The 25514-nt window shown below is 60.2% G+C and carries 27 protein-coding genes; 22 read left to right on the forward strand and 5 right to left on the reverse strand.

All coding sequences use genetic code 11. The annotated features are described in order from the left end of the window. The first annotated feature begins 10 nt into the window (after positions 1 to 10). From ACYVI2_RS02515 to ACYVI2_RS02610, 20 genes are all read left to right on the forward strand, one after another. The gene (locus tag ACYVI2_RS02515; protein WP_415821754.1) at positions 11 to 628 is read left to right on the forward strand and encodes a YceD family protein; all 618 of its coding nucleotides are present in this window, start codon (positions 11 to 13) and stop codon (positions 626 to 628) included. Positions 629 to 680: 52 nt separating this feature from the next. Beyond that, on the forward strand, positions 681 to 863 hold the full coding sequence (gene rpmF, locus ACYVI2_RS02520) for a 50S ribosomal protein L32 (RefSeq protein WP_094820226.1): 183 nt from the start codon (positions 681 to 683) through the stop codon (positions 861 to 863). Positions 864 to 912: 49 nt separating this feature from the next. Continuing rightward, positions 913 to 1977, forward strand: a complete 1065-nt coding sequence (gene plsX, locus ACYVI2_RS02525; protein ID WP_415821755.1) for a phosphate acyltransferase PlsX — start codon at positions 913 to 915, stop codon at positions 1975 to 1977. Continuing rightward, positions 1977 to 2963, forward strand: coding sequence for a beta-ketoacyl-ACP synthase III (locus tag ACYVI2_RS02530; protein ID WP_415821756.1), 987 nt, complete (start codon positions 1977 to 1979; stop codon positions 2961 to 2963). Before plsX ends, ACYVI2_RS02530 begins: the two co-directional genes overlap by 1 nt. 105 nt (positions 2964 to 3068) lie before the next feature. Then, on the forward strand, positions 3069 to 4004 hold the full coding sequence (gene fabD / locus ACYVI2_RS02535; protein WP_415821757.1) for an ACP S-malonyltransferase: 936 nt from the start codon (positions 3069 to 3071) through the stop codon (positions 4002 to 4004). A gap of 42 nt (positions 4005 to 4046) precedes the next feature. Then, the gene (fabG, locus tag ACYVI2_RS02540) at positions 4047 to 4799 is read left to right on the forward strand and encodes a 3-oxoacyl-ACP reductase FabG (RefSeq protein ID WP_415808653.1); all 753 of its coding nucleotides are present in this window, start codon (positions 4047 to 4049) and stop codon (positions 4797 to 4799) included. A gap of 128 nt (positions 4800 to 4927) precedes the next feature. Continuing rightward, positions 4928 to 5167, forward strand: a complete 240-nt coding sequence (gene acpP / locus ACYVI2_RS02545) for an acyl carrier protein (protein ID WP_003813816.1) — start codon at positions 4928 to 4930, stop codon at positions 5165 to 5167. Between the two features lie 177 nt (positions 5168 to 5344). Continuing rightward, positions 5345 to 6574, forward strand: coding sequence for a beta-ketoacyl-ACP synthase II (fabF, locus tag ACYVI2_RS02550; protein WP_415821758.1), 1230 nt, complete (start codon positions 5345 to 5347; stop codon positions 6572 to 6574). Between the two features lies 1 nt (position 6575). Next, complete coding sequence (locus ACYVI2_RS02555) at positions 6576 to 6914, forward strand: hypothetical protein (protein WP_415821759.1); 339 nt, start codon at positions 6576 to 6578, stop codon at positions 6912 to 6914. Next, positions 6911 to 7510 carry an RNA polymerase sigma factor RpoE gene (gene rpoE / locus ACYVI2_RS02560; protein ID WP_094820233.1) on the forward strand — a complete coding sequence of 200 codons (600 nt, stop codon included), beginning with the start codon at positions 6911 to 6913 and terminating at the stop codon, positions 7508 to 7510. The genes ACYVI2_RS02555 and rpoE overlap by 4 nt, the downstream gene beginning before the upstream one ends. Positions 7511 to 7522: 12 nt before the next feature. Continuing rightward, positions 7523 to 8023, forward strand: coding sequence for a sigma-E factor negative regulatory protein (locus tag ACYVI2_RS02565; RefSeq protein WP_415821760.1), 501 nt, complete (start codon positions 7523 to 7525; stop codon positions 8021 to 8023). Beyond that, complete coding sequence (locus ACYVI2_RS02570) at positions 8023 to 9078, forward strand: MucB/RseB C-terminal domain-containing protein (protein ID WP_415821776.1); 1056 nt, start codon at positions 8023 to 8025, stop codon at positions 9076 to 9078. Before ACYVI2_RS02565 ends, ACYVI2_RS02570 begins: the two co-directional genes overlap by 1 nt. A gap of 44 nt (positions 9079 to 9122) precedes the next feature. Next, positions 9123 to 10607 carry a DegQ family serine endoprotease gene (locus tag ACYVI2_RS02575; protein WP_415821761.1) on the forward strand — a complete coding sequence of 495 codons (1485 nt, stop codon included), beginning with the start codon at positions 9123 to 9125 and terminating at the stop codon, positions 10605 to 10607. 275 nt (positions 10608 to 10882) lie between these two features. After that, positions 10883 to 12676 carry a translation elongation factor 4 gene (lepA, locus tag ACYVI2_RS02580; protein WP_415821762.1) on the forward strand — a complete coding sequence of 598 codons (1794 nt, stop codon included), beginning with the start codon at positions 10883 to 10885 and terminating at the stop codon, positions 12674 to 12676. 21 nt (positions 12677 to 12697) lie between these two features. Next, on the forward strand, positions 12698 to 13582 hold the full coding sequence (gene lepB / locus ACYVI2_RS02585) for a signal peptidase I (protein ID WP_415821763.1): 885 nt from the start codon (positions 12698 to 12700) through the stop codon (positions 13580 to 13582). A gap of 1 nt (position 13583) precedes the next feature. Beyond that, a complete protein-coding gene (rnc, locus tag ACYVI2_RS02590) occupies positions 13584 to 14345 on the forward strand; it encodes a ribonuclease III (protein WP_415821764.1) in 762 nt (253 codons plus the stop codon). Next, on the forward strand, positions 14342 to 15232 hold the full coding sequence (gene era, locus ACYVI2_RS02595) for a GTPase Era (protein WP_415821765.1): 891 nt from the start codon (positions 14342 to 14344) through the stop codon (positions 15230 to 15232). Before rnc ends, era begins: the two co-directional genes overlap by 4 nt. Beyond that, on the forward strand, positions 15225 to 15812 hold the full coding sequence (recO, locus tag ACYVI2_RS02600; protein WP_094820240.1) for a DNA repair protein RecO: 588 nt from the start codon (positions 15225 to 15227) through the stop codon (positions 15810 to 15812). Before era ends, recO begins: the two co-directional genes overlap by 8 nt. Before the next feature lie 145 nt (positions 15813 to 15957). Next, positions 15958 to 16566 carry a flavodoxin family protein gene (locus ACYVI2_RS02605; protein ID WP_415821766.1) on the forward strand — a complete coding sequence of 203 codons (609 nt, stop codon included), beginning with the start codon at positions 15958 to 15960 and terminating at the stop codon, positions 16564 to 16566. 517 nt (positions 16567 to 17083) lie between these two features. Further along, positions 17084 to 18295 (forward strand): vWA domain-containing protein, encoded by a 1212-nt coding sequence (locus ACYVI2_RS02610; protein WP_415821767.1) that lies wholly within the window; start codon positions 17084 to 17086, stop codon positions 18293 to 18295. Between the two features lie 53 nt (positions 18296 to 18348). On the opposite strand, the gene ACYVI2_RS02615 is transcribed toward ACYVI2_RS02610, so the two are convergent. The 4 genes from ACYVI2_RS02615 to ACYVI2_RS02630 form a co-directional block, all read right to left on the reverse strand. Further along, positions 18349 to 19059, reverse strand: coding sequence for a Bax inhibitor-1/YccA family protein (locus ACYVI2_RS02615; protein ID WP_415821768.1), 711 nt, complete (start codon positions 19057 to 19059; stop codon positions 18349 to 18351). A 247-nt stretch (positions 19060 to 19306) separates the two neighbouring features. Then, positions 19307 to 19864: a hypothetical protein gene (locus tag ACYVI2_RS02620; RefSeq protein ID WP_415821769.1), complete on the reverse strand. Its 558-nt coding sequence runs from the start codon at positions 19862 to 19864 to the stop codon at positions 19307 to 19309. Positions 19865 to 19884: 20 nt separating this feature from the next. Next, on the reverse strand, positions 19885 to 20328 hold the full coding sequence (locus ACYVI2_RS02625; protein ID WP_415821770.1) for a DNA polymerase III subunit chi: 444 nt from the start codon (positions 20326 to 20328) through the stop codon (positions 19885 to 19887). Positions 20329 to 20456: 128 nt separating this feature from the next. After that, on the reverse strand, positions 20457 to 21953 hold the full coding sequence (locus ACYVI2_RS02630) for a leucyl aminopeptidase (protein WP_415821771.1): 1497 nt from the start codon (positions 21951 to 21953) through the stop codon (positions 20457 to 20459). A gap of 54 nt (positions 21954 to 22007) precedes the next feature. On the opposite strand from ACYVI2_RS02630, the gene lptF reads away from it, so the two are divergent. After that, on the forward strand, positions 22008 to 23105 hold the full coding sequence (lptF, locus tag ACYVI2_RS02635) for an LPS export ABC transporter permease LptF (protein ID WP_415821772.1): 1098 nt from the start codon (positions 22008 to 22010) through the stop codon (positions 23103 to 23105). Between the two features lie 12 nt (positions 23106 to 23117). On the opposite strand, the gene ACYVI2_RS02640 is transcribed toward lptF, so the two are convergent. After that, positions 23118 to 24038 (reverse strand): LysR family transcriptional regulator, encoded by a 921-nt coding sequence (locus ACYVI2_RS02640; RefSeq protein ID WP_415821773.1) that lies wholly within the window; start codon positions 24036 to 24038, stop codon positions 23118 to 23120. 143 nt (positions 24039 to 24181) lie between these two features. On the opposite strand from ACYVI2_RS02640, the gene ACYVI2_RS02645 reads away from it, so the two are divergent. Further along, positions 24182 to 25399, forward strand: coding sequence for an ABC transporter substrate-binding protein (locus tag ACYVI2_RS02645; protein WP_415821774.1), 1218 nt, complete (start codon positions 24182 to 24184; stop codon positions 25397 to 25399). Positions 25400 to 25514 lie beyond the last annotated feature (115 nt).

Genomic DNA, 25514 nt, shown 5'->3' on the forward strand with positions numbered 1-25514 from the left:
CGGAGTTCGCATGAGTGACAATCAACGGGCAGGAGCGGCATCGCCGCGCGCGTCCGTGTCCGCGGATGCTGTGATCGACGCGTTTGCGCTGGCCAGGCAAGGCGATTTTGTTCAGGGCGAGATACCACTGGTACGCTTGGCCCGGGCTGTCGAGGGGTTGCCCGAGCAGCCGGGTGGCGAGGCGGGATTAGTCCGCTGGTCAGTCCAGGGCGAAATCGGCAAGGGTGTGGTTGGGACGGGCTTTGCGTCTGGTCAGCCGCTCTTGCACTTGCGTGTGCAGGCGCACCCCGTGCTGATTTGTCAGCGGTGCAATGCCCCGTTTGCTTTTGCAGTAGATTCCCAGGCAGTATTGCAGTTGGTCAAGTCCGAGGACGAGCTCGACGACGATCTGTCCTTTGATGCGCAAGACCCGGATGTTGCAGATTCGCTACCCGAAAAGGTCGTGGGTTCGCATCGTTTTGATCTGTTGGCCCAGGTCGAAGACGAGCTCATTTTGAGTATTCCATATGTGCCCAAGCATCCTGTATGCCCGGGCGCACAGGCCAAAGACGGCGACGCGCAGCAGGCGCCCGCCACCCAGCGTCCGTCGCCGTTCGCGGTGCTCGAACAATTAAAGCGTAAAGATTAGGTCAACATCGGGCGTGCATCGCGTACAATGCGCCCCGTTTCTAGGAGTCATCATGGCTGTTCAACAAAACAAAAAGTCCCCGTCCAAGCGTGGCATGCATCGCTCGCACGATTTTCTGGTCAACCCGCCGACCGCGATCGAGCCCACCACTGGCGAAAACCATCTGCGTCACCACATCAGCCCCAACGGCTTTTATCGTGGCCGCAAGGTTCTCAAGACCAAAGCTGACGAATAAGTCGCTGTAAAAGCGCTTTCGCACTCACGGCAGCAGCTGTACTGCACCTGTGATACGTATCGCCATTGACTGCATGGGCGGCGACTTCGGTCTGCCCGTTACGATTCCGGCCGCGATCGAGTTCGCCCGGCAGTTTCCCGATTCCAAGCTATTGCTGGTCGGGCTGCCTGACGCTATCGAAGCGGCCTTGAACGAACACAAGGCCGCCCCCCGCGATCGTCTGGAAATCGTTCCCGCGACCGAGGTCGTCACGATGGACGATCCGGTCGAGGTCGCGCTTCGCCGTAAAAAAGATTCCTCCATGCGCCTGGCGGCTCAGGCCGTCAAGGACGGGCGTGCCGACGCTTGCGTGTCGGCAGGCAATACCGGCGCATGGATGGCGATCTCGCGCTACGTGCTAAAGACCCTGGATGGCATCGATCGTCCAGCGATTGCCACGTCCATTCCCAACCAGACCGGCCGGGCCACCACTGTGCTCGATCTGGGGGCCAACGTCGATTGCTCGGCGCAACATCTGTTGCAGTTTGCGATCATGGGTGCGGCGTTGACCCAGGCTGTCGATCATCGGGACAACCCGTCGGTGGGTTTGCTCAATATCGGCGAAGAAGTCATCAAGGGCAACGAGGTCGTCAAAGAGGCTGCCGAGCTCTTGCGGCGCAGCCCGCTGAACTTCTACGGGAACGTCGAGGGCAACGATATTTTCAAGGGTACCGTCGATGTAGTGGTATGCGACGGTTTCGTTGGCAATGTCGTGCTCAAGTCCGTTGAGGGGCTGGCAAAAATGCTCTCCAGCGTGATCCGCGAGGAATTCAAGCGCAATTTGGTCACGTTGCTGGCCGGCGCCATCGCCAAACCCGTACTCAATCGCCTGCGCGGCCGCGTCGACAATCGCCGTTACAACGGCGCTGCGTTGTTGGGCTTGCGTGGCGTGGTGATCAAAAGCCACGGCTCGGCTGATGTGTATGCTTATGGGTTCGCCCTGCAGCGTGCACGCGAGGCCGTGGTGAGTAAACTGCAAGAACGTACCGCCCAGACCGTGGCGCTGATCACTCAGCGCGTTCAGATGGGCGAAGCAGCCTCCGGCGCGTCCGAAACGGCCGGGGATACCGTCTGATGGGTAATGCAATGACATATGCCGTGATCGCGGGCTCTGGCAGTTTTCTGCCCGAGCGGGTCGTGTCCAATGATGAGCTGGCTGCCGAGCTGGCTACGCGTAATATTTCCACGTCCGACGAGTGGATCGTCGAGCGGACAGGGATACGCCAACGTCACTTAGCCGAGCGTGGGGTGACCACCAGCCAGTTGGCAACCGAGGCCGCCAAGCGCGCGTTGGCAGATGCCGGAGTCCAGGCAGCGGATGTCGATCTGATCATCGTTGCGACCTCGACGCCGGACTTCGTCTTCCCCAGCACCGCCTGTCTGGTTCAGGCAAATCTGGGCGCCAAAGGCGGGGCCGCATTTGATGTGCAGGCCGTTTGCAGCGGATTCGTCTATGCGCTCAGTACGGCCGATGCCTTTATGCGGGCCGGGCGGGCACGCTGCGCGCTCGTGATTGGCGCCGAGGTGTTTTCCAGCATCCTTGACTGGAACGACCGCGGTACCTGCGTATTGTTCGGTGATGGGGCAGGGGCAGTGGTCCTCAAGGCCTCGGACCAGCCCGGTATCCTGGCGGCCCAGCTGCATGCGGACGGCTCACAAACCAAAATCCTGTGCGCCGCGGGTAACGTCGCCTATGGCAACGTCGTGGGAGATCCATTCCTGCGCATGGACGGTCAGGCTGTGTTCAAGCAGGCCGTGACGGTGCTTGATCGCTCCGCGCGGGACGTGTGTGCAGAGGCGGGCGTGGACGTATCAGACGTCGATTGGCTCATTCCTCATCAGGCGAATGTCCGCATTTTGAATTTCCTGGCCCGTAAATTGCACGTTCCGACTGAAAAAGTCGTGATTACGGTCGATTCCCATGCCAATACCTCTGCTGCCAGTGTCCCGTTGGCACTGGACGCTGCGCGCCGAGATGGGCGGGTCAAACCGGGCCAACTGGTGTTGATGCAGGGCGTGGGAGGCGGTTTTACCTGGGGCTCGGTGCTGGCGCGCATGTAGTGCGGCACGTTCAGGCGTTGCCAGCGCCGCGAGGGCGGTGGCAACCTCAGTGATCGCCCGATGTCGGGTATTCTCCCAAATCTGAAATCAGTTGATACTTCCATCATGAAAATCGCGTTTGTCTTTCCAGGCCAGGGTTCGCAGTCGGTTGGCATGCTCGATGTCTGGGCCGGTAACGCTGCCGTGGCCGATGTCATTGCCCGCGCGGATCAGGCGCTCGGCCAGGATCTCGGCGCCTTGATCGCGCAAGGCCCTGCGGATCAGCTCAATCTCACTACCAATACCCAGCCCGCCATGTTGACGGCAGGCGTTGCCGTATTCGCCGCCTGGCGTGCTGCCGGCGGCCCGCTGCCGGCGCTGATGGCTGGCCACAGTCTGGGCGAATATGCCGCCTTGATGGCTGCCGGTGTGTTGACTCTCGAGGAAGCCGTGCGCCTGGTGCGTGTGCGGGCCGATGCGATGCAAGCCGCTGTGCCCGTTGGCACGGGAGGCATGGCAGCGATCCTGGGACTGGATGACGATGTCGTGCGTGCAGCTTGTGCCCAGGCCGCTCAGGGCGAAGTCGTCGAGGCTGTGAATTTCAACGCGCCCGCGCAAGTCGTGATCGCCGGCCACAAGGCCGCCGTCGAGCGTGCCTGCGAGGCGGCCAAGGCCGCAGGCGCCAAGCGCGCCTTGCCCTTGTCTGTATCGGCGCCATTTCACTCCAGCTTGCTCAAGCCCGCTGCCGATGTGCTGGCCGGCGCGTTGGCGCAAGCCTCCGTACTGGCACCTCAGGTGCCTGTCATCAATAACGTCGATGTTGCAGCACCTGCCGAGCCGGACGCTATCCGGGACGCACTGGTGCGTCAGGCATGGCATCCTGTGCGCTGGGTAGAAACCTTGCGCGCCATGAAGGCCCAAGGCGTGACCCACGTTGTCGAATGCGGTCCCGGCAAGGTCCTGGCAGGCTTGACCAAGCGTATCGACAGTGAGCTCATCGGGCTTTCAATCACCGATCCGGCTTCTCTCGAGGCCGCTCTGGCGACGTTAGGACAGGCCTGAGGCCGTTCTGCGCACCAATCGCCAGTCATTACGGAAACGGATATGGATAAACAATCAGCAGAATTGCAAGGCAAGGTGGCATTGGTCACCGGCGCCACACGTGGCATCGGCAAGGCCATTGCCCTAGAGCTCGCACAGCGCGGCGCCATCGTTGTCGGCACGGCCACCAGCGAGTCTGGCGCGCAAGCGATCGGCGAAGCGCTTGCTCCTCTGGGCGGGCGCGGTGTCGTGCTGGATGTCACCGACGCGCAGGCTTGTGATGCGCTGATCGACACCTTGAGCAAGGCTCCCGAGGGTGGCCCCCACATCCTGGTCAATAACGCCGGCATTACGCGCGACAACCTCGCCATGCGGATGAAGGACGAGGAGTGGTCTGCGGTGATCGATACCAACCTGGCTTCGGTGTTCCGCCTGTCCCGTGCCGTATTGCGTGGCATGATGAAGGCCCGTTGGGGCCGCATCATCAATGTGACCTCGGTGGTTGGCTCCAGCGGCAACCCCGGTCAGGCCAACTACGCGGCGGCCAAGGCCGGCGTCGCCGGGATGTCGCGTGCATTGGCGCGCGAGCTCGGCAGCCGCAACGTGACCGTCAATTGCGTGGCGCCCGGCTTCATCGATACGGACATGACTCGCGCTCTGGGTGAAACCCAGACGGCGGCACTGTTGCAGCAGATTCCGCTGGGCCGTTTAGGCTCGCCGACGGACATTGCTCATGCCGTGGCCTTTTTGTCCGGCCCGCAGGCAGGTTACATTACGGGAACAACGCTGCACGTAAACGGCGGAATGTACATGTAAAGTCGGCCTGAAAAAGGGCGATTTTGGGGTGCGTCTCAGGGCGTACAGTTACTTTTATCACGGCCAGGCGTTTGCATTCCTCTACGCTTGGCTATAATTCGCGGGATTTTTCCCACTTGGAGATCTGCATGGAAAGCATCGAACAGCGCGTCAAGAAGATCGTCGCTGAACAACTTGGCGTTAACGAAGCCGAGATCAAAAACGAGTCCTCCTTCCTTGACGACCTCGGTGCCGATTCGCTCGACATGGTTGAACTGGTCATGGCGCTCGAAGACGAATTCGAGACCGAGATCCCCGACGAAGAGGCCGAAAAGATCACCACCGTGCAGCAGGCGATTGATTACATCAATTCGCACGGTAAGCAGTAAGCGCAGCCTATATTGTTCCCGGCGTTATCCCACACAGGGGTGGCGATCGGGAGTCGGGGCGGTTTCAGAGGTGTCGTGCGGTTCGCATGCGAGAGTATTGTTACGATGCTCTTGCATGTCTGCCGTTCGCACGGCGCATCCGAAAGCCGCCTTTCTTTTGTCTTTTAGGAGTCCTCCGTGAAGCGACGAGTCGTCATTACCGGCCTGGGTATCATCTCGCCCGTGGGCAACGATATCTCCAGCGCCTGGGACAATATCGTCAACGGACGTTCTGGCATCAGCCGCATCTCCCGTTTCGATCCTTCTGCCATCACCACGCATATCGCCGGTGAGGTCAAGGATTTCGACGTCACGCAGTACATGCCCGTCAAAGAAGCCCGCCAGATGGATACTTTCATCCATTACGGCATGGCTGCGGGCATCCAGGCCTGGCAAGACAGCGGGTTGGACGTTACCGAAGCCAATGCCGACCGCATTGGTGTGATCGTGGGGTCCGGCATTGGCGGTCTTCCCCGTATCGAAGAAACGCAGACCGAGCTGCTCGCTAAAGGTCCGCGGCGTATTTCCCCCTTTTTCGTGCCTGGCTCCCTGATCAACCTGATTTCAGGCCAGTTGTCGATTCGATTCGGCATGAAAGGCCCGAGCTATGCCGTGGTGTCCGCATGTACGACGGGTTTGCACTGCATCGGTGATGCTGCGCGCTTGATCGAATACGGCGATGCCGACGTCATGCTGGCAGGCGGTGCCGAGTCCACCGTATCGCCCCTGGGTATCGGCGGTTTTGCTGCCATGCGTGCCCTGTCGACCCGTAACGACGATCCGACGACGGCGTCACGTCCCTGGGACCGCGATCGCGATGGTTTCGTGCTGGGCGAGGGCGCTGGCGTCCTGGTTCTCGAGGAATACGAGCACGCCAAAAAGCGTGGCGCTCGTATTTACGGCGAGTTTGCGGGCTACGGGATGAGCTCGGATGCGCATCACATCACCGCCCCCGACAAGGACGGTCCGCGCCGTGGCGTGGTCAACGCCTTGCGTAATGGCGGCATCAACCTCGACGAGGTGGATTACGTCAACGCCCATGGCACCTCGACGCCGCTGGGCGACAAAAACGAATCCGATGCGCTGAAACTGGCCTTTGGTGATCACGCCAAAAAGCTGGTGGTGAATTCCACCAAATCGATGACGGGTCACTTGCTCGGGGCCGCCGGCGGTATCGAGGCCGTGTTCACGACGCTCGCGGTGTACCACCAGAAATCGCCTCCCACCATCAATATCTTCAACCAGGATCCCGAGTGTGACCTGGATTACTGCGCCAACGAGGCACGGGACATGAAGATCGACGTGGGGCTTTCCAATTCCTTTGGTTTTGGCGGCACCAACGGCTCCATGGCCGTTCGCCGGGTTTAATTTGACCGTCCTCTGGGAACCCGGCCTGCGGACGCTGTGCGTTCCGGTGCGCGCGACGCGTCACGCGGCCGTGCGCGCAATCCGCGCGGTTGCGGGCAGCCGCCGCTGGCAGATCCGCCAGGGGCGGCACTGGGTTCACGCCGTCTTGCAAGACGGCCATCGCGGCCCGTGTTGGCTGAGCCTGCGTCTGCAGGCCGATGCGTCTGCTGCCGGCCCTCGTACCCTCTATCGCGTGTCCATCTGGCAACCGGGCGTTCCCGCAGCCGTCTGGCGTCGGCTTTGCCTGCTGGCTGGGGCCGCCCAGCGCCTGCAAGCGTCACCCGGACAGGGGGCATCATGAGCGAGCGCGATGTCGACGCCGAATTAGTCGCCCGCGTACAACGGGGCGACAAAAAAGCCTTTGACCTGCTGGTGCTCAAATACCAGCGCAAAATCCTGCGGCTACTGGGCCGCATGATCCGTGATCCCGCCGAAATCGAAGACGTCGCTCAGGAAGCCTTTATCAAGGCCTACCGGGCGCTGCCCCAATTTCGCGGCGAGAGCGCCTTTTATACCTGGCTTTACCGCATTGCCGTCAATACGGCCCGCAATTGGCTGGCCTCTGCCGGGCGTCGTCCCAGCGCGCCAAATGCAATTGAAACCGAAGACGGTGAAACTTTTAACGAAACAGACAACCTAACCGATATCAGCACACCGGAATCCATGGTGGCTAGCCGGGAAATCGCCGAGACAGTGAACGCCGTCATCGAGGATTTGCCCGAAGAGCTCCGGACCGCTATCGTGCTGCGTGAAATCGAAGGTATGAGTTACGAAGACATCGCCCAAAGCATGGACTGCCCCATTGGCACGGTACGTTCGCGCATTTTTCGTGCGCGCGAAGCCATCGCCACCCGGTTGCGTCCGTTGCTGGACACCGATGCCGAGCGTCGTTGGTAAGGAGCGGCAGTCATGCAGTCAACAGCAAAATCAGTGGTAGAGACCGAAGTTTCCCTCGAGGAGTCGGTGTCGGCCTGGATGGACGGTGAGCCATCCGATTTCAATTTCCCCGACCTTTCCACTGAGCAAGGCCGCCGAACCTGGGACACCTATCATTTGATAGGCGATGCCTTGCGCAATGCCGATCTGGCCGTCAGCCCCAGTGCAAATTTTCATGCACGTCTGTCACGTGCGCTGGATGCCGAGCTTCCTATTGTTGCACCGCAGCGACGCCGCTCTCCGTTGCGTTTCGGATTATCCAGTCTGGCTGTTGCCGCTGCCGTCGCGACGGTGGCATGGGTCGCCCAGCCGTACATCATGGGCGGCAGCAGCCGTCCGGCCGAGACTCGTACGTTGGCGGACGCGTCCGTCAACGAAACCCCAGCGCTACGGGACTACCTCGAGGCTCATCGCCAAATGGCGGGGCCCAGTGCGGTACGCCAGGTGTCGTTTGATGCCGGAGCCGGACGTTGATCGCGCAGTTACAACATTTCTGTCGCCCCGCATGGCATCGTGCTGGCTTGATCCGCAGGCCGATACAAGGGGCAGGGTGGGCGTTGACGGCCGTTTTTCTGGTTGCGTTTTCGTCGCTGCATGACACTGCCCGCGCCGCCGGGGCTGCAGCGCCCGAAGCGGCAGTACAACTGCTCTACGATATTCAGCAGGCTGCACGCAAGCAAGACTACGCCGGCGTATTCATGTACCAGCAGGGCGAGGCCATTCAGTCGTCCCGGCTTGTTCATGTGATCGACGGTACCGGTGAACGTGAGCGTCTGGAAATCCTCGATGGCCAGCCCCGCGAATACCTGCGCCACAACGACGAAATTCAATGTCTTATTCCCGAGCGCAAGACCGTGTTGATGGAGCCGCGCCGCGGTGACCGCTTCCCGGGCTTGCTGTTGGGTAATCCGACCGAGTTGGCGCAACATTACGACATTCGGGTGCAAGACAAGCTGCACCGTGTTGCGGACCGCCAATGCCGGATCATCACGATTCAGCCGCGCGACGGGCAGCGCTACGGCTATCGGCTGTGCGCAGATGTGGCCACTAATTTATTGCTCCGCGCGCAGACGGTAGACAGCGACCAGAGCGTGGTCGAGCAGGTCTCGTTCAGTTCCATCCGTTTGGGCGACAAGGTCGATGCAAACGAGTTGACGTCGCCGTGGAACACGCGAGACTGGAAAGTCCTGCAGCCCAAAATCGAAACCATCGATCTGGCTGCCCAAGGATGGCGTATTCCTGCCCCGGCCGGCTTTGTCTCGGTCATGCAGGTCGTACGTTCGATGGGGCGCAGCAATGTCAGCCAGCTCGTGCTCTCTGATGGCCTGGCTGCCATTTCCGTCTTTATCGAGCCCTATGATGATCAACGCGACCACCCCATGTCCAATGGGGCGGTGCGGCGCGGTGCGATCAATATCTATAGCACACGCATCGCTGATTTCTGGCTGACGGCGCTGGGCGAGGTCCCCGCCGAGACGCTGGAGCAGCTTGCTACTTCTACTGAATACGTGCCTGTATCTTCTCAATAACAATAAAGCCTGCAAAAGGTATGGGGAGTTTTCGGAGTTCTCTCATGGAATCACTTTCAGTGTCGAAACCTTTTATCCGGCGCTTTGCCCCTGCAGTCATGTCAGCCGTCTTGCTGGCCGGCGCCTACGGGCCTGTTGCACAAGCACAGACGCAAGCACCCGCCGCGGCCAGTCCCGCGGTAGTGCTGCCTGATTTCAGCGACGTCATTGCCAAAGCCGATCCTGCCGTGGTCAATATCCGCACGACGGCGAACGTGCCGGTGCGCTCTCCAGGCGGCAGCGGCGACCCCTACGAATTATTCCGCTGGTTCTTCGGTCCGGATTTCCAAGGTCCGGGCGTCCCGCAGCAACCGCATCCTACGCCCCGCCAGGCACCCGAAGAGCGTAAAGTCCCCCGTGGTGTCGGTTCAGGGTTCTTTATCTCGGCTGATGGCTACATCCTGACCAACAATCACGTTGTCAGCGACGCGGCTGATATCTATGTCACGCTGACCGACGGGCGCGAGTTCAAGGCCAAGGTCATCGGAACAGACGAGCGCACCGACGTGGCGCTGATCAAGATCGAGGCCAAGGATATGACTCCGCTGTCGATCGGCGACCCCAAACAGCTCAAAAAGGGCCAGTGGGTGCTCGCAATCGGCTCGCCATTTGGCCTGGACTCCACCGCTACGGCGGGCATCGTCAGCGCCATGAGCCGCGATACGGGTGAATACCTGCCTTTCATTCAGACCGATGTGGCGGTCAACCCCGGCAACTCGGGTGGCCCGCTGATCAACCTGAAAGGCGAGGTCGTTGGGATCAACTCGCAGATCGTCTCGCGTAGCGGCGGTTTCATGGGTATTTCCCTGGCCATTCCGATTGATGAGGCCATGCGCGTTGCCGACCAACTGCGTGCCAGCGGCAAGGTGACTCGCGGCCGTATCGGCGTACAGATCGGTGAGGTTGGCAAGGACGTTGCCAGCGCCATTGGCCTGCCCAAGGCCGAAGGCGCCCTGGTCAGCAATGTCGAGGCCGACGGCCCCGCTGGGGATGCCGGCGTCAAGGCGGGCGACGTGATTACCTCGTTCAACGGCGAAACCATCAAACGCTGGTCCGATTTGCCTCGTATCGTCGGGGAAACCAAGCCGGGCACTCGTGCCGACATGGAAGTCTGGCGCCGTGGCAAAACCGTGACGCTGTCGGTCAAAGTGGGCGAGCTCACCGCCAAGGCCGATGATTCCGAGGCAGCCCCTCAGGAAGAGGCCCAGCCGGCCGGCAATGCCCTGGGATTGGGCGTGGTGAATGTTCCCAATGATGTTCAGCGCAAACTGGGCATCAAAGGCGGCGTTCAAGTGCGCACGGCGACCGGCGCGGCGGACGCTGCCGGCCTGCAGCCCGGGGATATCGTCCTGGCGGTCAATAACACCGATGTGACGGATGCGAATCAGTTCAACAGCCTGGTCAGCAAGCTGCCCAAGGGTAAAGCGGCTGGTTTATTGGTCCGTCGTGGCGACCAAGCGCAGTGGGTGGCGGTCGAGCCGTCCAAATAAACGCCAAGACCGGCTAAAATGCCTGGTTGCCACAAAAATGGCCGTCACGCCGTTTCCTCAGGCTTGTTGCTCCCATAGGGGGAGTACAAACCCCGGGAGCGGCTAGACGGCACAGCAGGGGGCGCGATGCGCCCCCTCGTTTTTGGCTGGTTCTTTTCTCGTGACCCGAGTGACATCGGGGCTCGGTATGGTGACCGCAGTCGTGTATGGCTTGCGTTTTGTGTCTCTGTCGCGCACCGGGTTTGCGTGCGTTTTGTCCCTAATAAATCCACTCTATGCAGCATATTCGCAATTTTTCCATCATCGCCCACATCGATCACGGCAAATCGACCCTGGCCGATCGCCTGATCCAACGTTGCGGCGGGCTGGCAGCGCGCGAGATGTCCGCTCAGGTGCTGGATTCGATGGACATCGAACGCGAGCGGGGCATCACCATCAAAGCCCAGACCGCCGCGCTGGAATACCATGCCCAGGACGGAAAGGTCTACAACCTGAACCTGATCGACACCCCGGGCCACGTCGATTTTTCGTACGAAGTCAGCCGTTCGCTGTCAGCCTGCGAGGGTGCATTGCTGGTCGTTGATGCCTCGCAGGGCGTCGAGGCGCAAACCGTCGCCAACTGCTATACCGCGATCGAACTGGGCGTCGAAGTCCTGCCTGTGCTCAACAAAATGGATCTGCCGCAGGCGGATCCCGATGCCGCTCGTCAAGAGGTCGAGGATGTGATCGGCATCGATGCCAGTCAGGCTGTCTTGGCCAGCGCCAAGACCGGGATGGGGATCGACGAGATTCTCGAGACTGTCGTGGCGCGTGTGCCGCCTCCTGTCGGCGATCCGGACGCCCCGTTGCAGGCGCTGATCATCGACTCCTGGTTCGACAACTACGTAGGCGTCGTGATGCTGGTGCGCATCGTCAACGGTACGCTCAATCCCAAAGACAAAATCCTGCTGATGGCGTCCGGCGCCACGCATTTGTGTGAGCAATTAGGGGTGTTTACCCCCAAGTCCCAACCCCGCACCAAGCTATCGGCAGGCGAGGTGGGCTTTATCATCGCGGGCATCAAAGAGCTCGCCAATGCCAAAGTCGGCGATACCATCACGCTCGCCGGCAAGCCCGCGCCTGCGCCGCTGCCTGGCTTCAAAGAGGTCAAGCCGCAGGTGTTTGCTGGCTTGTACCCGGTCGAAAGCTCTGAATATGATCAACTGCGCGACTCGCTCGAAAAGCTCAAGCTCAACGATGCCGCGCTGATGTTCGAACCCGAGGTCTCTCAGGCGCTGGGCTTTGGTTTCCGCTGTGGCTTTTTGGGCCTGTTGCACATGGAAATCGTGCAAGAGCGCCTGGAGCGCGAGTTCGATATGGACATCATCACCACCGCGCCGTCGGTGGTGTACGAGGTCGAGCAGCGCGATGGCACTCTGGCCGTGATCGACAGCCCGGCGCGCATGCCGGAAGTCGGCCATATCGTCGATATTCGCGAGCCGGTCGTTAAAGTGACTCTGTTCATGCCCCAGGAATACGTGGGGCCGGTCATGACGCTGTGTAATCAAAAACGCGGCGCGCAGATCAACATGAGCTACCACGGGCGTCAGGTCCACTTGACGTACGAGATCCCCTTGGCTGAGATCGTGCTCGACTTCTTCGACAAACTGAAGTCCGTGTCGCGCGGCTATGCGTCGATGGATTACGAGTTCCTCGAATACCGCTCGGCAGACGTGGTCAAGGTCGATCTGCTCATCAACGGTGATCGTGTCGATGCCCTGGCCATGATTGTGCACCGGGCCAATGCGCGCTATCGGGCGCGTGACGTCGTGACGCGAATGCGTGGCCTGATCCCTCGCCAGATGTTCGATGTCGCGATTCAGGCGGCCATCGGCGCAGAGGTGATTGCCCGCGAAAACGTCAAGGCCTTGCGCAAGAACGTGCTGGCCAAGTGCTACGGCGGCGACATCACCCGCAAGAAAAAACTGCTTGAAAAGCAGAAAGCGGGCAAAAAGCGTATGAAGCAAGTGGGTAGCGTGGAAATCCCCCAAGAGGCGTTCCTGGCTATTTTGCAGGTCGAAGACAAGTAGTAAGAAAAAGGCGGCAACCCTATGAGTTGGAATTTTGCACTGATACTTTTTGTGCTGTTGGTGGTGACCGGTATTGTTTGGGCGCTGGACGTGTCGATGCTGCGTCGCAAACGTGCGCAACGCGGCCGGGAGGCCGCCGACGCCGTCGATACCAGTTATGTGACGGATCCCCAGGAAGCCACTCGCATGCGCCAGGCCGCGCTCGAGTCGGCGACCCGTGTGCCATGGTGGATCGAGTATGCCGTCAGCTTCTTTCCCGTCATTTTGTTCGTGTTCGTACTGCGTTCTTTTGTGGTCGAACCATTTCGCATTCCGTCGGGTTCCATGCTGCCGACGCTGCAATCGGGCGATTTGATCCTGGTGAACAAGTTCAGCTACGGCGTGCGTCTGCCTATCGTTGACAAAAAAGTCGTCGATACCGGCTCGCCCCAGCGCGGGGATGTGGTCGTTTTTCGCTATCCCGTGGATCCCAGCGTGGACTACATCAAGCGTATCGTTGGTTTGCCGGGTGACGAGGTCGCCTATCTGGACAAAAAACTCTACATCAATGGCCAATTGGTGCCTCATGCCCAGGACGGTGAGTATTTCGAGCCGGACCGGGTGTCGTATATTGCCCAATACAAGGAAAAATTGGGCAACGTTGAGCACCAGATCCTGCTGGATGAGGGTAAAACACAGATGTACGGCCCAATTTGGCAGTTTCCCAACATGGGTAACTGCCAGTACGCCCGTAATGGAGTACGCTGCAAGGTGCCGGAAGGGCAATATTTCGCCATGGGCGACAACCGGGATAACAGCGCCGATAGCCGTTACTGGGGGTTTGTCCCGGATGCCAATATCGTCGGAAAGGCATTCTTTATCTGGATGAACTTCAGCGACCTAGGCCGTATCGGCAGCTTTCACTGACATGTCTCTCGCCACGCTGGAAACCCGCCTCGATCATCGCTTCGGCGATGCGGGCCTGCTTGAGCAGGCGCTGACGCATCGCAGCCATAGCGCACGGCACAACGAGCGACTGGAGTTTCTCGGGGACTCGGTGTTGAATTTTGTCGTGGCGGCACTGCTGTTCGAGCGGTTTCCGAAGCTGGACGAGGGCGATTTGTCACGTTTGCGCGCCAATTTGGTCAAGCAAGCCTCACTGGCCGAGATCGGCCAGCGTCTCGAGCTGTCCCAGTATCTGCGTTTGGGCGAGGGCGAGCTCAAGAGCGGCGGCTTTCGCCGTCCGTCCATTCTGGCTGACGCGGTCGAGGCCATTTTTGGCGCAGCTTTTTTGGACGGCGGTTTTGAGGTGGCTCGCAAGGTCATCGCACGGCAGTATCAGCCGGTGTTGGCCAGCGTGGATCCCAAAACCCTGGGCAAAGACGCCAAAACCCTGCTGCAAGAGTTCCTGCAGGGCCGGAAACTGGCCCTGCCGCTCTATACGGTTGTCGCGACGCATGGTGCGGCGCACAGCCAGCAATTCGAGGTCGAGTGTTCCATCCCGGCCCTGGAGATCAAGATCGTAGCTCCTGGTGCCAGCCGGCGTGCTGCCGAACAATCAGCCGCCAAGCTGGCCCTGGAGGCCGCCCAGGTCGCGAGTCCGCCAGGACGCCCCGCCCGTAAATCGGGCAAAGCCCGTAAAACAGCGCAATTGTCACTGCCCGTGGCAGTGGCTCAAGAGGTCAAATGAGCGATACCCCTTTCCGAACCGGTTTCGTGGCCGTGGTGGGCCGCCCCAACGTGGGCAAGTCCACCCTGACCAATGCCTTGATCGGCTCGAAAATCTCCATCGTCTCGCGCAAGGCGCAGACGACACGTCACCGTATTCACGGCGTGCTCACGCGCGAGCACGAGCAATTCGTTTTTGTCGATACCCCCGGTTTTCAGACGCGCCATGGCGGTGCCATGAACCGCATGATGAATCGCGTCGTGACGCAGGCACTGGCTGACGTGGACGTCGTGGTGCATGTGGTCGAGGCTGGCAAATGGACCGACGGCGATGCCAAGCTGCTGCCATTGTTGCCCGATGCCAAGCGCACCATCCTGGTCGTGAGCAAAATCGACGCGATCAAGCGGCGCGATGACCTGTTTGCCTTCGTCTCCAAGATCGTGGCCCTGCATCCCTATGATGCGGTGGTGCCGGTCAGCGCGCTCAAGTCGCAGCAACTCGATCAGTTGCTGCAGGAAATCGCGGTGCGCTTGCCCGAGGGCGAGCCCATGTTCGAGGAAGACACGCTCACCGACCGGCCCGTGCGTTTCATCGCGGCCGAATTGCTCCGCGAAAAGATCTTCCGCCTGGTCGGCGATGAGTTGCCCTACGCGTGCACCGTCGTCATCGAACAATGGGAAGAAAACGATCAGGCGCTGCGTGTGGCGGCCTGCGTGGTGGTCGAACGCGAGAGCCATCGGCCTATCTTGCTGGGTGCCGGCGGCGAGCACATGAAACGCATCGCGACCGAGGCACGCCAAGACATCGCCAAGCTGGTCGACAAGCCCGTGCATCTCGAGGTCTATATCAAGGTGCGCAAGGGCTGGTCCGACCGTGAAAGTGCGTTGCGCGACTTAGGCTATGAGTAAAAGGGCGCATCGCGTCCAGGATTGCCCCGCCTTTATGCTCCACGCCACGCCGTGGCGCGAAACCTCTCTGATCGTCCAGAGTTTCTCCCGCGATCACGGCTGTGTGGCCCTGGTCGCCAAAGGGGCAAAGCGACCCTATTCGGTGTTGCGGCCGGTGTTGTCCGCGTTTCAACCACTGTTGTTGTCGTGGAGCGGTGCGGGCGAAGTCAAAACCTTGACTCGTGCCGAGGTCGTCGGCCTGAGGCCGTTGAAAGGCACGGCACTCATGTCCGCCTGGTACATGAACGAGCTGCTGTTGCGCTTGCTGCCGCGTGAGGATGCGCATCCTGCCTTGTTTGATGCCTACGACACGGCATTGCAACAATTGGCCGGTGGGACGCGGGCAGCCGGTGCGTTGCGGCGCTTTGAATGGACCTTGCTCAGTGAAACCGGCTATGGCATCGACGAGGCCGCGCCGGATTTCGATGATCCGGCGATTGAGCCTGCATTACGACGAGATCTCCGTGAGCGCTTGGCCGCTAATTTAGTCGGCCGTCCTTTGTCCACCCGACGCGTGTTGCTGGACTTGCAGCGCTTGTAATCATTGCGAGGTTGTCGGCGATTCGTTAAGCGGCTTGGATAGATCGATCCGATGTCTGCGCGGGCCACGCGGCGCGTTACCACCGGCTCCCCCTGCAGGCATGCTCCTTGCGCAATGAAAGCGTCTGTCTCACGGAGGGCACGTCATGGCTCTTTCAGCGATCGCGATTAATTGCACACTCAAAAAATCCCCTGCCGCCTCATCATGTGAAAAGCTGCTTGGCCAAGTCGCTGAGGCGCTTCGCACGCAGGGTGTTCAATGTGATGAAATGGTGCGCGCAGTCGACTTGGCCATTTCACCCGGCGTGACGTCGGACGAGGGCGCCGGCGACCAATGGCCGGACCTGCGGCGGCGAATCCTGGCCGCCGACATTCTGATACTGGGAACGCCCATCTGGCTGGGCCATCCTTCCAGCGTATGCCAGCGCATTCTGGAGCGTATGGACGCGTTCCTAGGCGAGCTGGATGACGCCGGGCGCATGGTCACTTACGGCCGGGTGGCCGGGGTTGCGGTGGTCGGCAACGAGGACGGCGCACACCATGTCAGCGCCGAACTGTTTCAGGCGTTGAATGACGTGGGCTTTACATTACCGGCCGGTGCTGTGACCTATTGGGTCGGCGAAGCCATGCAAAAAACGAATTTTGACCAGTTGCCTGCTACGCCTGAAAAGACGGCTCAAGCGACGAGGGAGCTGGCGCTCAACTGCGCCCATTTGGCGACTATGCTGCGTGCCTCGCCTTATCCGCCCCGTTAATGGATCACCCAGGGGCCAGCGTCTGGGCGCAGCACCAATAAAGCCGGAACGACGCGCGCGCTGACTACCCGTCATCAGCCGGACAGCAAATTTTGCTCATTCAGTACGACTTAATCGAGGAGGCCGATATGGCGAAATGTGATTCGTGTGGAAATGAATATGACAAATCTTTTGAAATAGCTATCCAGGGAAAGTCATATACGTTTGATAGCTTTGAATGCGCCATTAAAACGCTCGCTCCCACCTGCGAACATTGTGGCGTCCGAATTATTGGGCACGGCCTTGAAAAAGAGGGAAAAATGTTCTGCTGCGCGCACTGTGCAGGGGCAATGGGCGCGCCCGAGTTGAGAGACCGCGCTGGTTAAAAGACGATCGTCGAGCCCGCAGCGGTTATAGGCCGTAGCGCTTGTAACGGCTTTGCCAAGGTTTTTCGTCCCTATGGTGCTGTCGCCGGTGGTATCGTTGGCCCCGGAATCTTGGGGGCGATGAGCCTCGCCCCCTCTGACGGAGGCGAATTTTGGACGGCGCAGCATCGACGCATAAAACCCGCTTGGCGATACGCCGATGGCTAGGGTTCGCCGTGGGCTGCGTCTGGCTTTTGCCCATCACTGTGATGAGCGCCGATGTCCCAACATTGTCGGCAAAACGAGACTTCTGGACGGCAGAGGATCTATATACGGACTTTCTCTCCGAGTTTGGCGAGTCTGCCGACGCCTGCTACTCAGACTATCGTCTCCATGCGGGGCCGCCCCTGCCGGATGCGCCCGAGACACTGGGACAACGGTGGAACAAGGCCGTGATTGCCATTGACGCCTCGGGCTCGATGCGAGGCCGCGCGGGTGGCAAGCGCAAATTGGACGCTGCTAAAACCGCCACGCGCGCGTTTCTGCAAACCGTCCCCAGCGATGCCGAAGTGGGTTTGTTAGCGTTCGGCCATCGCGGTAGCAATGACGAACGAGACAAGGCGATGTCGTGCGCGGCAGTCGAGATGCTTTCTGATCCAGCCCGCGTGGATGAGCGGAAACTCAACAAGGCGTTGGATGGCTTGCAAGCCAAAGGCTGGACGCCGTTGGCTGCCGCGATTACCCAGGCAGGGGCTGCGTTCAAACCAGAGACGGATAAGAAAAAAGATCATAGGGTCCTCTTTGTCGTGTCAGACGGGCTGGAAACCTGTGACGGAGATCCGGTCGCCGCTGCGCAGGCGCTGCATGACTCGAACGTGAAAGCCGTGGTAAACATCATCGGCTTTGACGTCCCCAAAAAGGATCGCCCCACGCTCGAACAGGTCGCCCACGCGGGCGGGGGGGTATTTGTTCATGCCGCGAATCAACGAGAGCTGGAGCAACACCTGCGTGTCAGTTATGCCAACCGGGAAAAAAAGGCCGCCTACGAAACGGCGGCCCTGCAGGTGAAAAACGAAAATACGCAGCAAGCGCTACACGCGTCAAATCACGCCAACACCTGTGTCTCAAACATCATCAGTCGCGAGTCGTCCCAGTTTCTGGACATGACACACCGCATGATTGAGGACGGGCAGACCGATGCCCAGTCCGCGCGCGACGCGTATAACGAATTGAAGATGCATCATGATGACCTGCACGCCGACATGCAGGCGTTTCGAGACCAGGCCAAGGCAGAGCTCGCGGAAATGAATGCGCGCATTGATGCGGACAGGGCTCGTGTCAACGCTGCCTACGGCGATCATCACACTGATTCACTCAAGCGTTAAGAATGAAAAAGGCCCGCACAAGGCGGGCCCCAGGATGCCGAGCTGCGGACGGTTTATTCGCGATTACCGCCAAAAATACCCAACAGCATCAACAGGTTCGAGAAGACGTTGTAGACGTCCAGATAGATGGCCAGCGTGGCGGACACGTAATTCGTTTCGCCGCCATTGACCACACGCTGCAGGTCCACCAGCATAAAGGCCGAGAAAATCACGATGGCCAGGACCGAGATGGTCAGCATCAGGGCGGGCATCTGCAGGAAGATGTTGGCCAGTGCGGCGACCAGGATGACCACCGCGCCGGTAAACAGCCATTTCTGCATGCTGGACAGGTCACGCTTGATGGTCGTGGCCAGCGTTGCCATGGTGCCGAACACCACCGCCGTACCACCGAAGGCGGTCATGACCAACTGGGCGCCGTTACCCATGCCGAGCACAAAGCCCAGCAGGCGCGACAGCATCACACCCATAAAGAACGTAAAGGCCAGCAGCAGGACGACGCCCAGCGAGCTGTTTTTGTTCTTTTCGATGGCGAACATCAGGCCAAAGGCGCCGACCAGAAAGATGATGGCCGACAGGCCCGGGCTGGCCATCATGACTTGGTTGATGCCGCTATACAGGCCGACTGCCGCGCCTAGCACGGTGGGGATCAGCGATAGCGCCAGCAGCCAATAGGTGTTGCGCAGGACTTTATTGCGGACGACTTCGCCCGGCGCGCCAGCATAGGCGCCAGAGCGGTTAAAAGGGGAAGGACGGTAATCGTTCATGGACGGCTCCTGTGTACGGCAAACGGGGGTTGCCCAACGTATTAGAGGGATAGGATACCTTACAGTTCCCTGAAAAATCTACTGGCAGGCAGAATTTGCTGGGTTCCGGTTTGCCTTGAACCCAATATGGGGGTCATATGATGCGAAACAAGAGGTAAGTATCTGAGTTTAAGCGCGCTGGATCTAGCCCGGATGGACTTTATCGTGGCCGGGATACGGTTTGTCCCGCTCGAATGGCATTCTGGCCTCAGCCTGGCCGGACTTTGCTCAGCGCACGCGCGATCAATGTCGGCAGTTCTGCTTCCAGACGGGCGCGCACACCGGTCGTGGCATCGTCCATGGCCTGCTGCAGGGCTTGTTCGAGCTCGGCCTGCAGGGCCGCTCTGAGGACCGCCGTATTGGCATCTGTACCGCCGGCCGTGGTGCTGAAAGCTGCCTGCGGCAAGCCAACGCCACCTGCAGCACCAGAGGAAGCTTCCGATGAGGCATACCGTGCATCCTGATCGCCTGCGATTTCGGTCAACACAGGGAGCTCGTCTCGATCCTGCTGTTCGGACGCGGGTGAACGGGGTCTGGCCGGCACGGGTGTCGCATCGGCAATGTCAGTCAAGACCGGCAGCTCGTTCTCATCCTGCCGTTCAGCCGGCGTTGTACGGGACGGTGCCGGGTCGGCGACATCGGTCAAGACCGGCAAATCATCGTGATGATCTTGCGCGGTTTGTTCCTTGTCCGGCTGGGCCGGCGCCAAAGTCGGCTCGACGCGTTGCGTCAGCGTAGGGATGCCAGGGTCTGAATATTGGGGCATAAGGGCTCCTGAATCAGCCCTTATGCTAAACGACCGGCGAGATCGTGGCCGTGCAGATCGTGCCCGGCAGCCTGATAAGTCCGCCAGCGCTGGCGCGCTGCCTGACGATCATCGGGCTCTCCCGACACGATTTCCAGGATTCGGGTGAACGCCTCGTAGCCCGGGGGGCAGTCATCATCGAGATTCATCAGCCACGGCCCCTCGGCATCATCCGAGGGGGGCGCGGCCGGCGGAGCTGCCGTCAGGATCACCGGCGTACTGGCAGCCAACGGATCGCTCGCCAGCACGTGCGGCACAAAAGAAATGTCGTCAAATGCCCAGAGCAAACGATCAAACGCGGACAGGCGAGATCCATTGGCGCAGTACACCACCAGCCGCTGGCCTGCCAGATAACGCTTGCGCGCCACTTGGCAGGCGGCGCGCAATCTGTCGTTGGCCCCAAAAGCAAAATCGATGCGCGTCATAAACCAACGCCGCTCTGAGGTCTGCACCAGGACAGGGCATGGCCCTGTTTCCCCTCTACGAGAGGCAAGCCGGCTGGATAATGGCCGGTCTTTCCTGGCGCGGTAACGTTAATAAGCATGCAACGGACTCAGGCCTGATCCAGCAAGTACTGCATCAGCAGGGGCACGGGGCGGCCGGTGGCTCCCTTGTCCTTGCCGCTGCGCCATGCGGTGCCGGCGATATCCAAGTGCGCCCAGCGATAGGCCTTGGTAAAGCGCGACAGGAAGCACGCCGCCGTGACCGAACCAGCCGGTGGGCCGCCGATGTTGGCAATGTCAGCGAAGTTTGATTTCAACTGGTCTTGGTAGGCGTCATCCATCGGCATGCGCCATGCCGTATCGAGCGACTGTTTGCCTGCCGACAACAAGGCATCGGCCAGGCTTTCGTCAGGCGAGAACAGCCCCGTGTTGACGTGGCCCAGCGCGACGACGCACGCACCGGTCAAGGTGGCAATATCGATGACTGCCGAGGGTTTGAAGCGTTCGGCATAGGTCAAGGCGTCGCACAGCACCAGGCGGCCTTCGGCATCGGTATTCAGGATTTCGATGGTCTGGCCGGACATGCTGGTTACAACGTCGCCAGGCTTGTTGGCTTTGCCGCTGGGCAGGTTTTCGCATGCGGGAATCAGGCCCACGACCTCGACCGGCAGCTCCAGTTCGGCCAGGGCGCGGAACGTCCCGAGTACGCTGGCCGCGCCGCACATGTCGTATTTCATTTCGTCCATGGTGGCCGCCGGCTTGAGCGAGATGCCGCCCGCGTCGAACGTGATGCCCTTGCCGACCAGCACGACCGGGCCGGATTTGGATTTCTTGGCGTTCTTGATCTGGTGGCGCAGCACGATGAAGCGCAGCGGTTCCTCGGATCCACGCGCGACCGACAGGAACGAGCCCATGCCCAGTGCCTCGACCTGTTTGCGATCCAGGACTTCGGCCTTGAGCGATTGAAACTCGCGCGCCAGTTTTTTGGCGGTGTCGCCCAAGTAAGTTGGTGTGCAGACGTTACCAGGCAGATTGCCCAGCGTGCGGGTCAATTCCATCCCGTGGGCAATGGCGGCGCCTTCGCGCAGGCCTTGCTGGGCTGCTGCAGCGTCGGCGCGCTCGACGACCTGCACGATTTTTTTCAGTTTTGGACGGCTGTCACGATCAGGCGAGCCGAACGTGGTGTCATAGTGATAGGTCGCGGCGCCGGCGGCAATGGCTGCGGCACGCGCACGGCTACGCAGATCGACGTCGGCGATCGGGTTGGCGGCCAGGGTGGATACCCCCTCGGCCAGGCGGGCAGCGACGCAGGCCGCTGCAAAACCCTGCTCGGCCGATGCATGGGCGCGGGCGTTGTATTCGCTTTGTTTGCCCAGGCCGACCAGCACGACGCGTTGCGCGCTGACCCCCGGCAAGGCGCGCAAGACCAGCGTAGCGCCAGCACGGCCACGGAACTCGGTTTTGACGACATTACGCACGGCGTGATTGCTTGCGCGGTCGATGACATCGGCGGCGGGACTGAGCTCGCCGTCAGCATAGACGCCTATCGCCAGTGCGGCTGTCTTGATTTGGTGCAAAGAGGCGGTGGTCTGTGTGCTAAATTCCATGGAGGATTCCCGTGTGCGTGGTGCAGTGCGGTTGATTATCCCGCATATTCTCACATGTCTCTATTCAAACGGTCTGTCGTTGCTGAGATCACCAGCCATGCTGGGGTCGTGTTTTCCACGTTGGTCGTGGTGTGGCTTAGCGTCCTCTTGGTACGCCTGCTGGGCGAAGCCGCGGGCGGAACTATCGGCGCGGATGTCGTGCTGGGGCTGGCTGCGTTTTCCACCATCACCGCGCTGCCTACCGTGTTGGCGGTATCCCTGTTCATCGCGGTGTTGACGACGGTGACCCGCAATTATCGCGAATCCGAAATGGTCGTGTGGTTTGCCAGCGGACTGTCGCTGGCGGATTGGTTGCGCCCGGTCTTGCGCGTGGCGATACCGGTGTCGGTCCTTGTCGCCGTGCTGACTTTAGGGGCGTCGCCGTGGGCGTATCGCCAGATTGCAGAATATCGTGAGCGCTTCGAGCAGCGATCGGATCTGTCTAAAGTCGCCGCTGGCCAGTTTGTCGAATCCAATGGCGGCGAGCGGGTCTTTTTCGCCGAAGAGCCCGCTCACGCCGGTGATGAGCTGGGTAGCGTCTTCGCCCGCGAAACCGGCCCTGAATGGCACAGCGTCATGACCGCCAGCAGCGCACATATCGAGACCGAGCCGAACGGCGATCGCTTTCTGGTCTTGGGCAAAGGCCATCGTTATGACTTGAAGCCGGGCACGCCCGAAATTCGCTTGGTGGACTTTGAGGGATACGGCTTTCGCTTAGAGAGCAAGTCCGGCGATCCTATTGCCGAGGCGCGAGCTGCCGCCGAGCGCTCGAGCAAGGCACGCCCGACATTGCAGTTGGTGGCCGATGATACGGATAGTTCCTGGTCACAGATCATGTGGCGGGTTTCTCTGCCCATCGCCGCCTTGAATCTGGCGCTGTTGGCAATTCCGCTGGGCGCGGTCAATCCGCGTCTGGGCCGTTCGGGCGATCTGTTGATCGCGGGCCTGGTCGGTTTGCTCTACATGAACCTGATCAACCTGTCGCGAGCCTGGATCAGCAGCGGCAAATTGCCATTCGGTGTCGGGGTGTGGGTGATTCACGCCGTCGTCGCCGGGCTGGCGATCTACCTGCTGATGCGGCGCTTACGGGTCAAGGCGCCAAAAGGCGCGTGAGGCTGCCAACCCTCAGGGCAGATAACGCATGACGCCTTGTTTGCCCGCTAATAGCTTCGCATTGCGCATCACGGATTTGCGCATGAAGTCCCACAGAATCGCCATCCGTTTGAGCTTGTGCAGGTCTTCATGGCAGTACATCCAAAAGCTGCGCGTGATGGTGATTTCATTTTCCAGCACAGGCACCAGCCGCGGATCCTGGGCGGCGATAAAACACGGCAAAATGGCCAGCGATCGTCCTTGCAGCGCGGCGTGATATTGGGCAATCACGCTCGTGCTGCGCAAGACGACCCGGCTTTCGGGCAGCAGGTCTTCCAGATAGCGCAGGCGCTCGCTGAACAGCAATTCATCCACATAGCCGATGAACGTATGCTCGGTCAGATCCGTGCGGCGCGTGATGGGCGCATGATCCGCCAGATAGCCGGGCGTGCCATATAACCGCAAGGTGTAATCACACAGTTTGGTGCACACATAAGGCCCGCGTTGAGGCCGTTCAATGGTGATGGCCAGATCCGCCTCACGTTTCGACAGGCTGACAAAACGCGGCACTGGTAGGATATCCAGCGTGATATGAGGATAGCGCCGCTGAAAGTCCGCCGCCAGTGGGGTCAATACATAACTGCCGAATCCCTCAGTCGCTCCGATGCGCAAATGGCCCGACAGGGCTTGTCCGATTCCAGACAGATTTTCTCGCGCCGTGTGCACTGCGCTTTCCATTTGCTCGGCGTAGACGAACAGCCGATGACCGTCTTCGGTCAACAGAAATCCGGTATTGCGCGATTTTTCGAACAGCAGTGAATCGAGCTCCGCCTCCAGCGCTCGAATGCGCCGTGACACCGTTGTGTGCTCCACGCCCAGTTTGCGTGCGGCCGCGCTGACGCGCTGCGTGCGGGCGACCTCCAGGAAATAGCGCAGACTGTCCCAATCCAGCATCGTGGCTTCCTTGTGTATTTATGCACAATGAATGTGCAATTTGTGCTGTTGCTGGATGATTTTTACACATCTACACTAGACCGGCAGGTCCGAACGGTGCAGCGGACCGCGAACAAGATAAATAATCACCGGAGACAATCATCATGACACTGCATGCGCGCGGCGTGGCCGCAAGTTTGTGCCTGGGCGCTATCTTGACCGCCCCAGCCTGGGCTGCGGACAAGCCGCCCGTCAAAATCGGAGTGCTGACAGATATGTCGGGCACCTATGCCGCGATGGGTGGCGCAGGCTCGGTAGCCGCGGCTCAGATGGCGATCGACGACTGCCTGGCTGCCGAATGCAAAGGCATGAAGATCGAACTGGTGTCGGCCGATAATCAGAACAAGGCCGACGTCGGCGCCGCTCGTGCCCGTGAATGGTTCGACCGCGAAGGCGTCACCGCGATCGCCGACCTGACCAATTCCGCCGTGGCCCTGGCCGTACAGGGCATTGCCCGAGAAAAAGACAAGGTCGTAATGTTCTCCGGGCCGGCCACGACGGCGTTGACCAATAAAGAATGCTCGCCGGTCGGTTTCCACTGGATGTTCGACACCTATTCGCAATCGGCCGGCGGCGCCAAAGCCACGGTACGAGCGGGCGGCAAGTCCTGGTATTTCATCACCGTGGACTATGCCTTCGGCCATTCGCTCGAGGCCGACACCGCCAAGGCCGTGAAAGCCCTGGGCGGCACCGTGGCAGGCTCGGTCCGTCATCCTTTGAACGCCCCCGATTTCGCCTCCTATCTATTGCAGGCGCAGAGCTCCAAAGCCCAAGTCGTGGCCTTGGCCAATGGCGGCCAGGACACCGTCAATGCCGTCAAACAGGCTCGTGAATTCGGCATCGTCGCGGGTGGCCAACGGCTGGTGTCGTTGTTGATATTCCTGTCGGACCTGCGTGCCTTGGGGTTGGATAACGCACAAGGCCTGTCCTACGTCGACGGCTTTTATTGGGACTACGACGACACGACACGCGAATGGTCAGCTCGATTCGAAAAAGCGTTTCGCGGCCTAAAACCGACGATGACGCAGGCCGGCGTGTACTCCAGCGTCTTGCATTATCTGCGCGCAGTCGCCGCTACAGGCAGTACCGAAGGCCGTGCGGTGGCCGACAAAATGCGTGAGCTGCCTATCAAAGATCCGATCATGCGCAATGCCAGCATCCGGCCCGACGGCCGCGTGATTCATGACATGTATTTGTATGAAGTCAAAAAACCGGACGAATCCAAAGGCGGTTGGGACTATTCCAAATTGATCGCCACGATCCCGGCCGACGAAGCCTTTCAGCCGTTGGCGGACTCCAGCTGCCCGCTGCTCAAGAAGTAGATTTCATTTTTATCCCAGGCCCGCCATGCAGGAAAAATGCCATTGCAGAGGCAGTATTCCAACGTAGCGGCGGGCGTGGAGCCTTTTTAAATCACGGGCTGCGCAACAGCGCAGC

Source organism: Bordetella tumbae, from assembly GCF_054780995.1.

Bases quoted from the DNA above. Each gene is read 5' to 3' on its own strand.
- ACYVI2_RS02515 (WP_415821754.1), top strand. From the start codon at position 11: ATGAGTGACAATCAACGGGCAGGAGCGGCATCGCCGCGCGCGTCCGTG.
- rpmF (WP_094820226.1), top strand. From the start codon at position 681: ATGGCTGTTCAACAAAACAAAAAGTCCCCGTCCAAGCGTGGCATGCAT.
- ACYVI2_RS02530 (WP_415821756.1), top strand. From the start codon at position 1,977: ATGGGTAATGCAATGACATATGCCGTGATCGCGGGCTCTGGCAGTTTT.
- fabD (WP_415821757.1), top strand. From the start codon at position 3,069: ATGAAAATCGCGTTTGTCTTTCCAGGCCAGGGTTCGCAGTCGGTTGGC.
- fabG (WP_415808653.1), top strand. From the start codon at position 4,047: ATGGATAAACAATCAGCAGAATTGCAAGGCAAGGTGGCATTGGTCACC.
- acpP (WP_003813816.1), top strand. From the start codon at position 4,928: ATGGAAAGCATCGAACAGCGCGTCAAGAAGATCGTCGCTGAACAACTT.
- rpoE (WP_094820233.1), top strand. From the start codon at position 6,911: ATGAGCGAGCGCGATGTCGACGCCGAATTAGTCGCCCGCGTACAACGG.
- ACYVI2_RS02565 (WP_415821760.1), top strand. From the start codon at position 7,523: ATGCAGTCAACAGCAAAATCAGTGGTAGAGACCGAAGTTTCCCTCGAG.
- ACYVI2_RS02575 (WP_415821761.1), top strand. From the start codon at position 9,123: ATGGAATCACTTTCAGTGTCGAAACCTTTTATCCGGCGCTTTGCCCCT.
- lepA (WP_415821762.1), top strand. From the start codon at position 10,883: ATGCAGCATATTCGCAATTTTTCCATCATCGCCCACATCGATCACGGC.
- lepB (WP_415821763.1), top strand. From the start codon at position 12,698: ATGAGTTGGAATTTTGCACTGATACTTTTTGTGCTGTTGGTGGTGACC.
- rnc (WP_415821764.1), top strand. From the start codon at position 13,584: ATGTCTCTCGCCACGCTGGAAACCCGCCTCGATCATCGCTTCGGCGAT.
- era (WP_415821765.1), top strand. From the start codon at position 14,342: ATGAGCGATACCCCTTTCCGAACCGGTTTCGTGGCCGTGGTGGGCCGC.
- recO (WP_094820240.1), top strand. From the start codon at position 15,225: ATGAGTAAAAGGGCGCATCGCGTCCAGGATTGCCCCGCCTTTATGCTC.
- ACYVI2_RS02605 (WP_415821766.1), top strand. From the start codon at position 15,958: ATGGCTCTTTCAGCGATCGCGATTAATTGCACACTCAAAAAATCCCCT.
- ACYVI2_RS02615 (WP_415821768.1), bottom strand. From the start codon at position 19,059: ATGAACGATTACCGTCCTTCCCCTTTTAACCGCTCTGGCGCCTATGCT.
- ACYVI2_RS02620 (WP_415821769.1), bottom strand. From the start codon at position 19,864: ATGCCCCAATATTCAGACCCTGGCATCCCTACGCTGACGCAACGCGTC.
- ACYVI2_RS02625 (WP_415821770.1), bottom strand. From the start codon at position 20,328: ATGACGCGCATCGATTTTGCTTTTGGGGCCAACGACAGATTGCGCGCC.
- ACYVI2_RS02630 (WP_415821771.1), bottom strand. From the start codon at position 21,953: ATGGAATTTAGCACACAGACCACCGCCTCTTTGCACCAAATCAAGACA.
- lptF (WP_415821772.1), top strand. From the start codon at position 22,008: ATGTCTCTATTCAAACGGTCTGTCGTTGCTGAGATCACCAGCCATGCT.
- ACYVI2_RS02640 (WP_415821773.1), bottom strand. From the start codon at position 24,038: ATGCTGGATTGGGACAGTCTGCGCTATTTCCTGGAGGTCGCCCGCACG.
- ACYVI2_RS02645 (WP_415821774.1), top strand. From the start codon at position 24,182: ATGACACTGCATGCGCGCGGCGTGGCCGCAAGTTTGTGCCTGGGCGCT.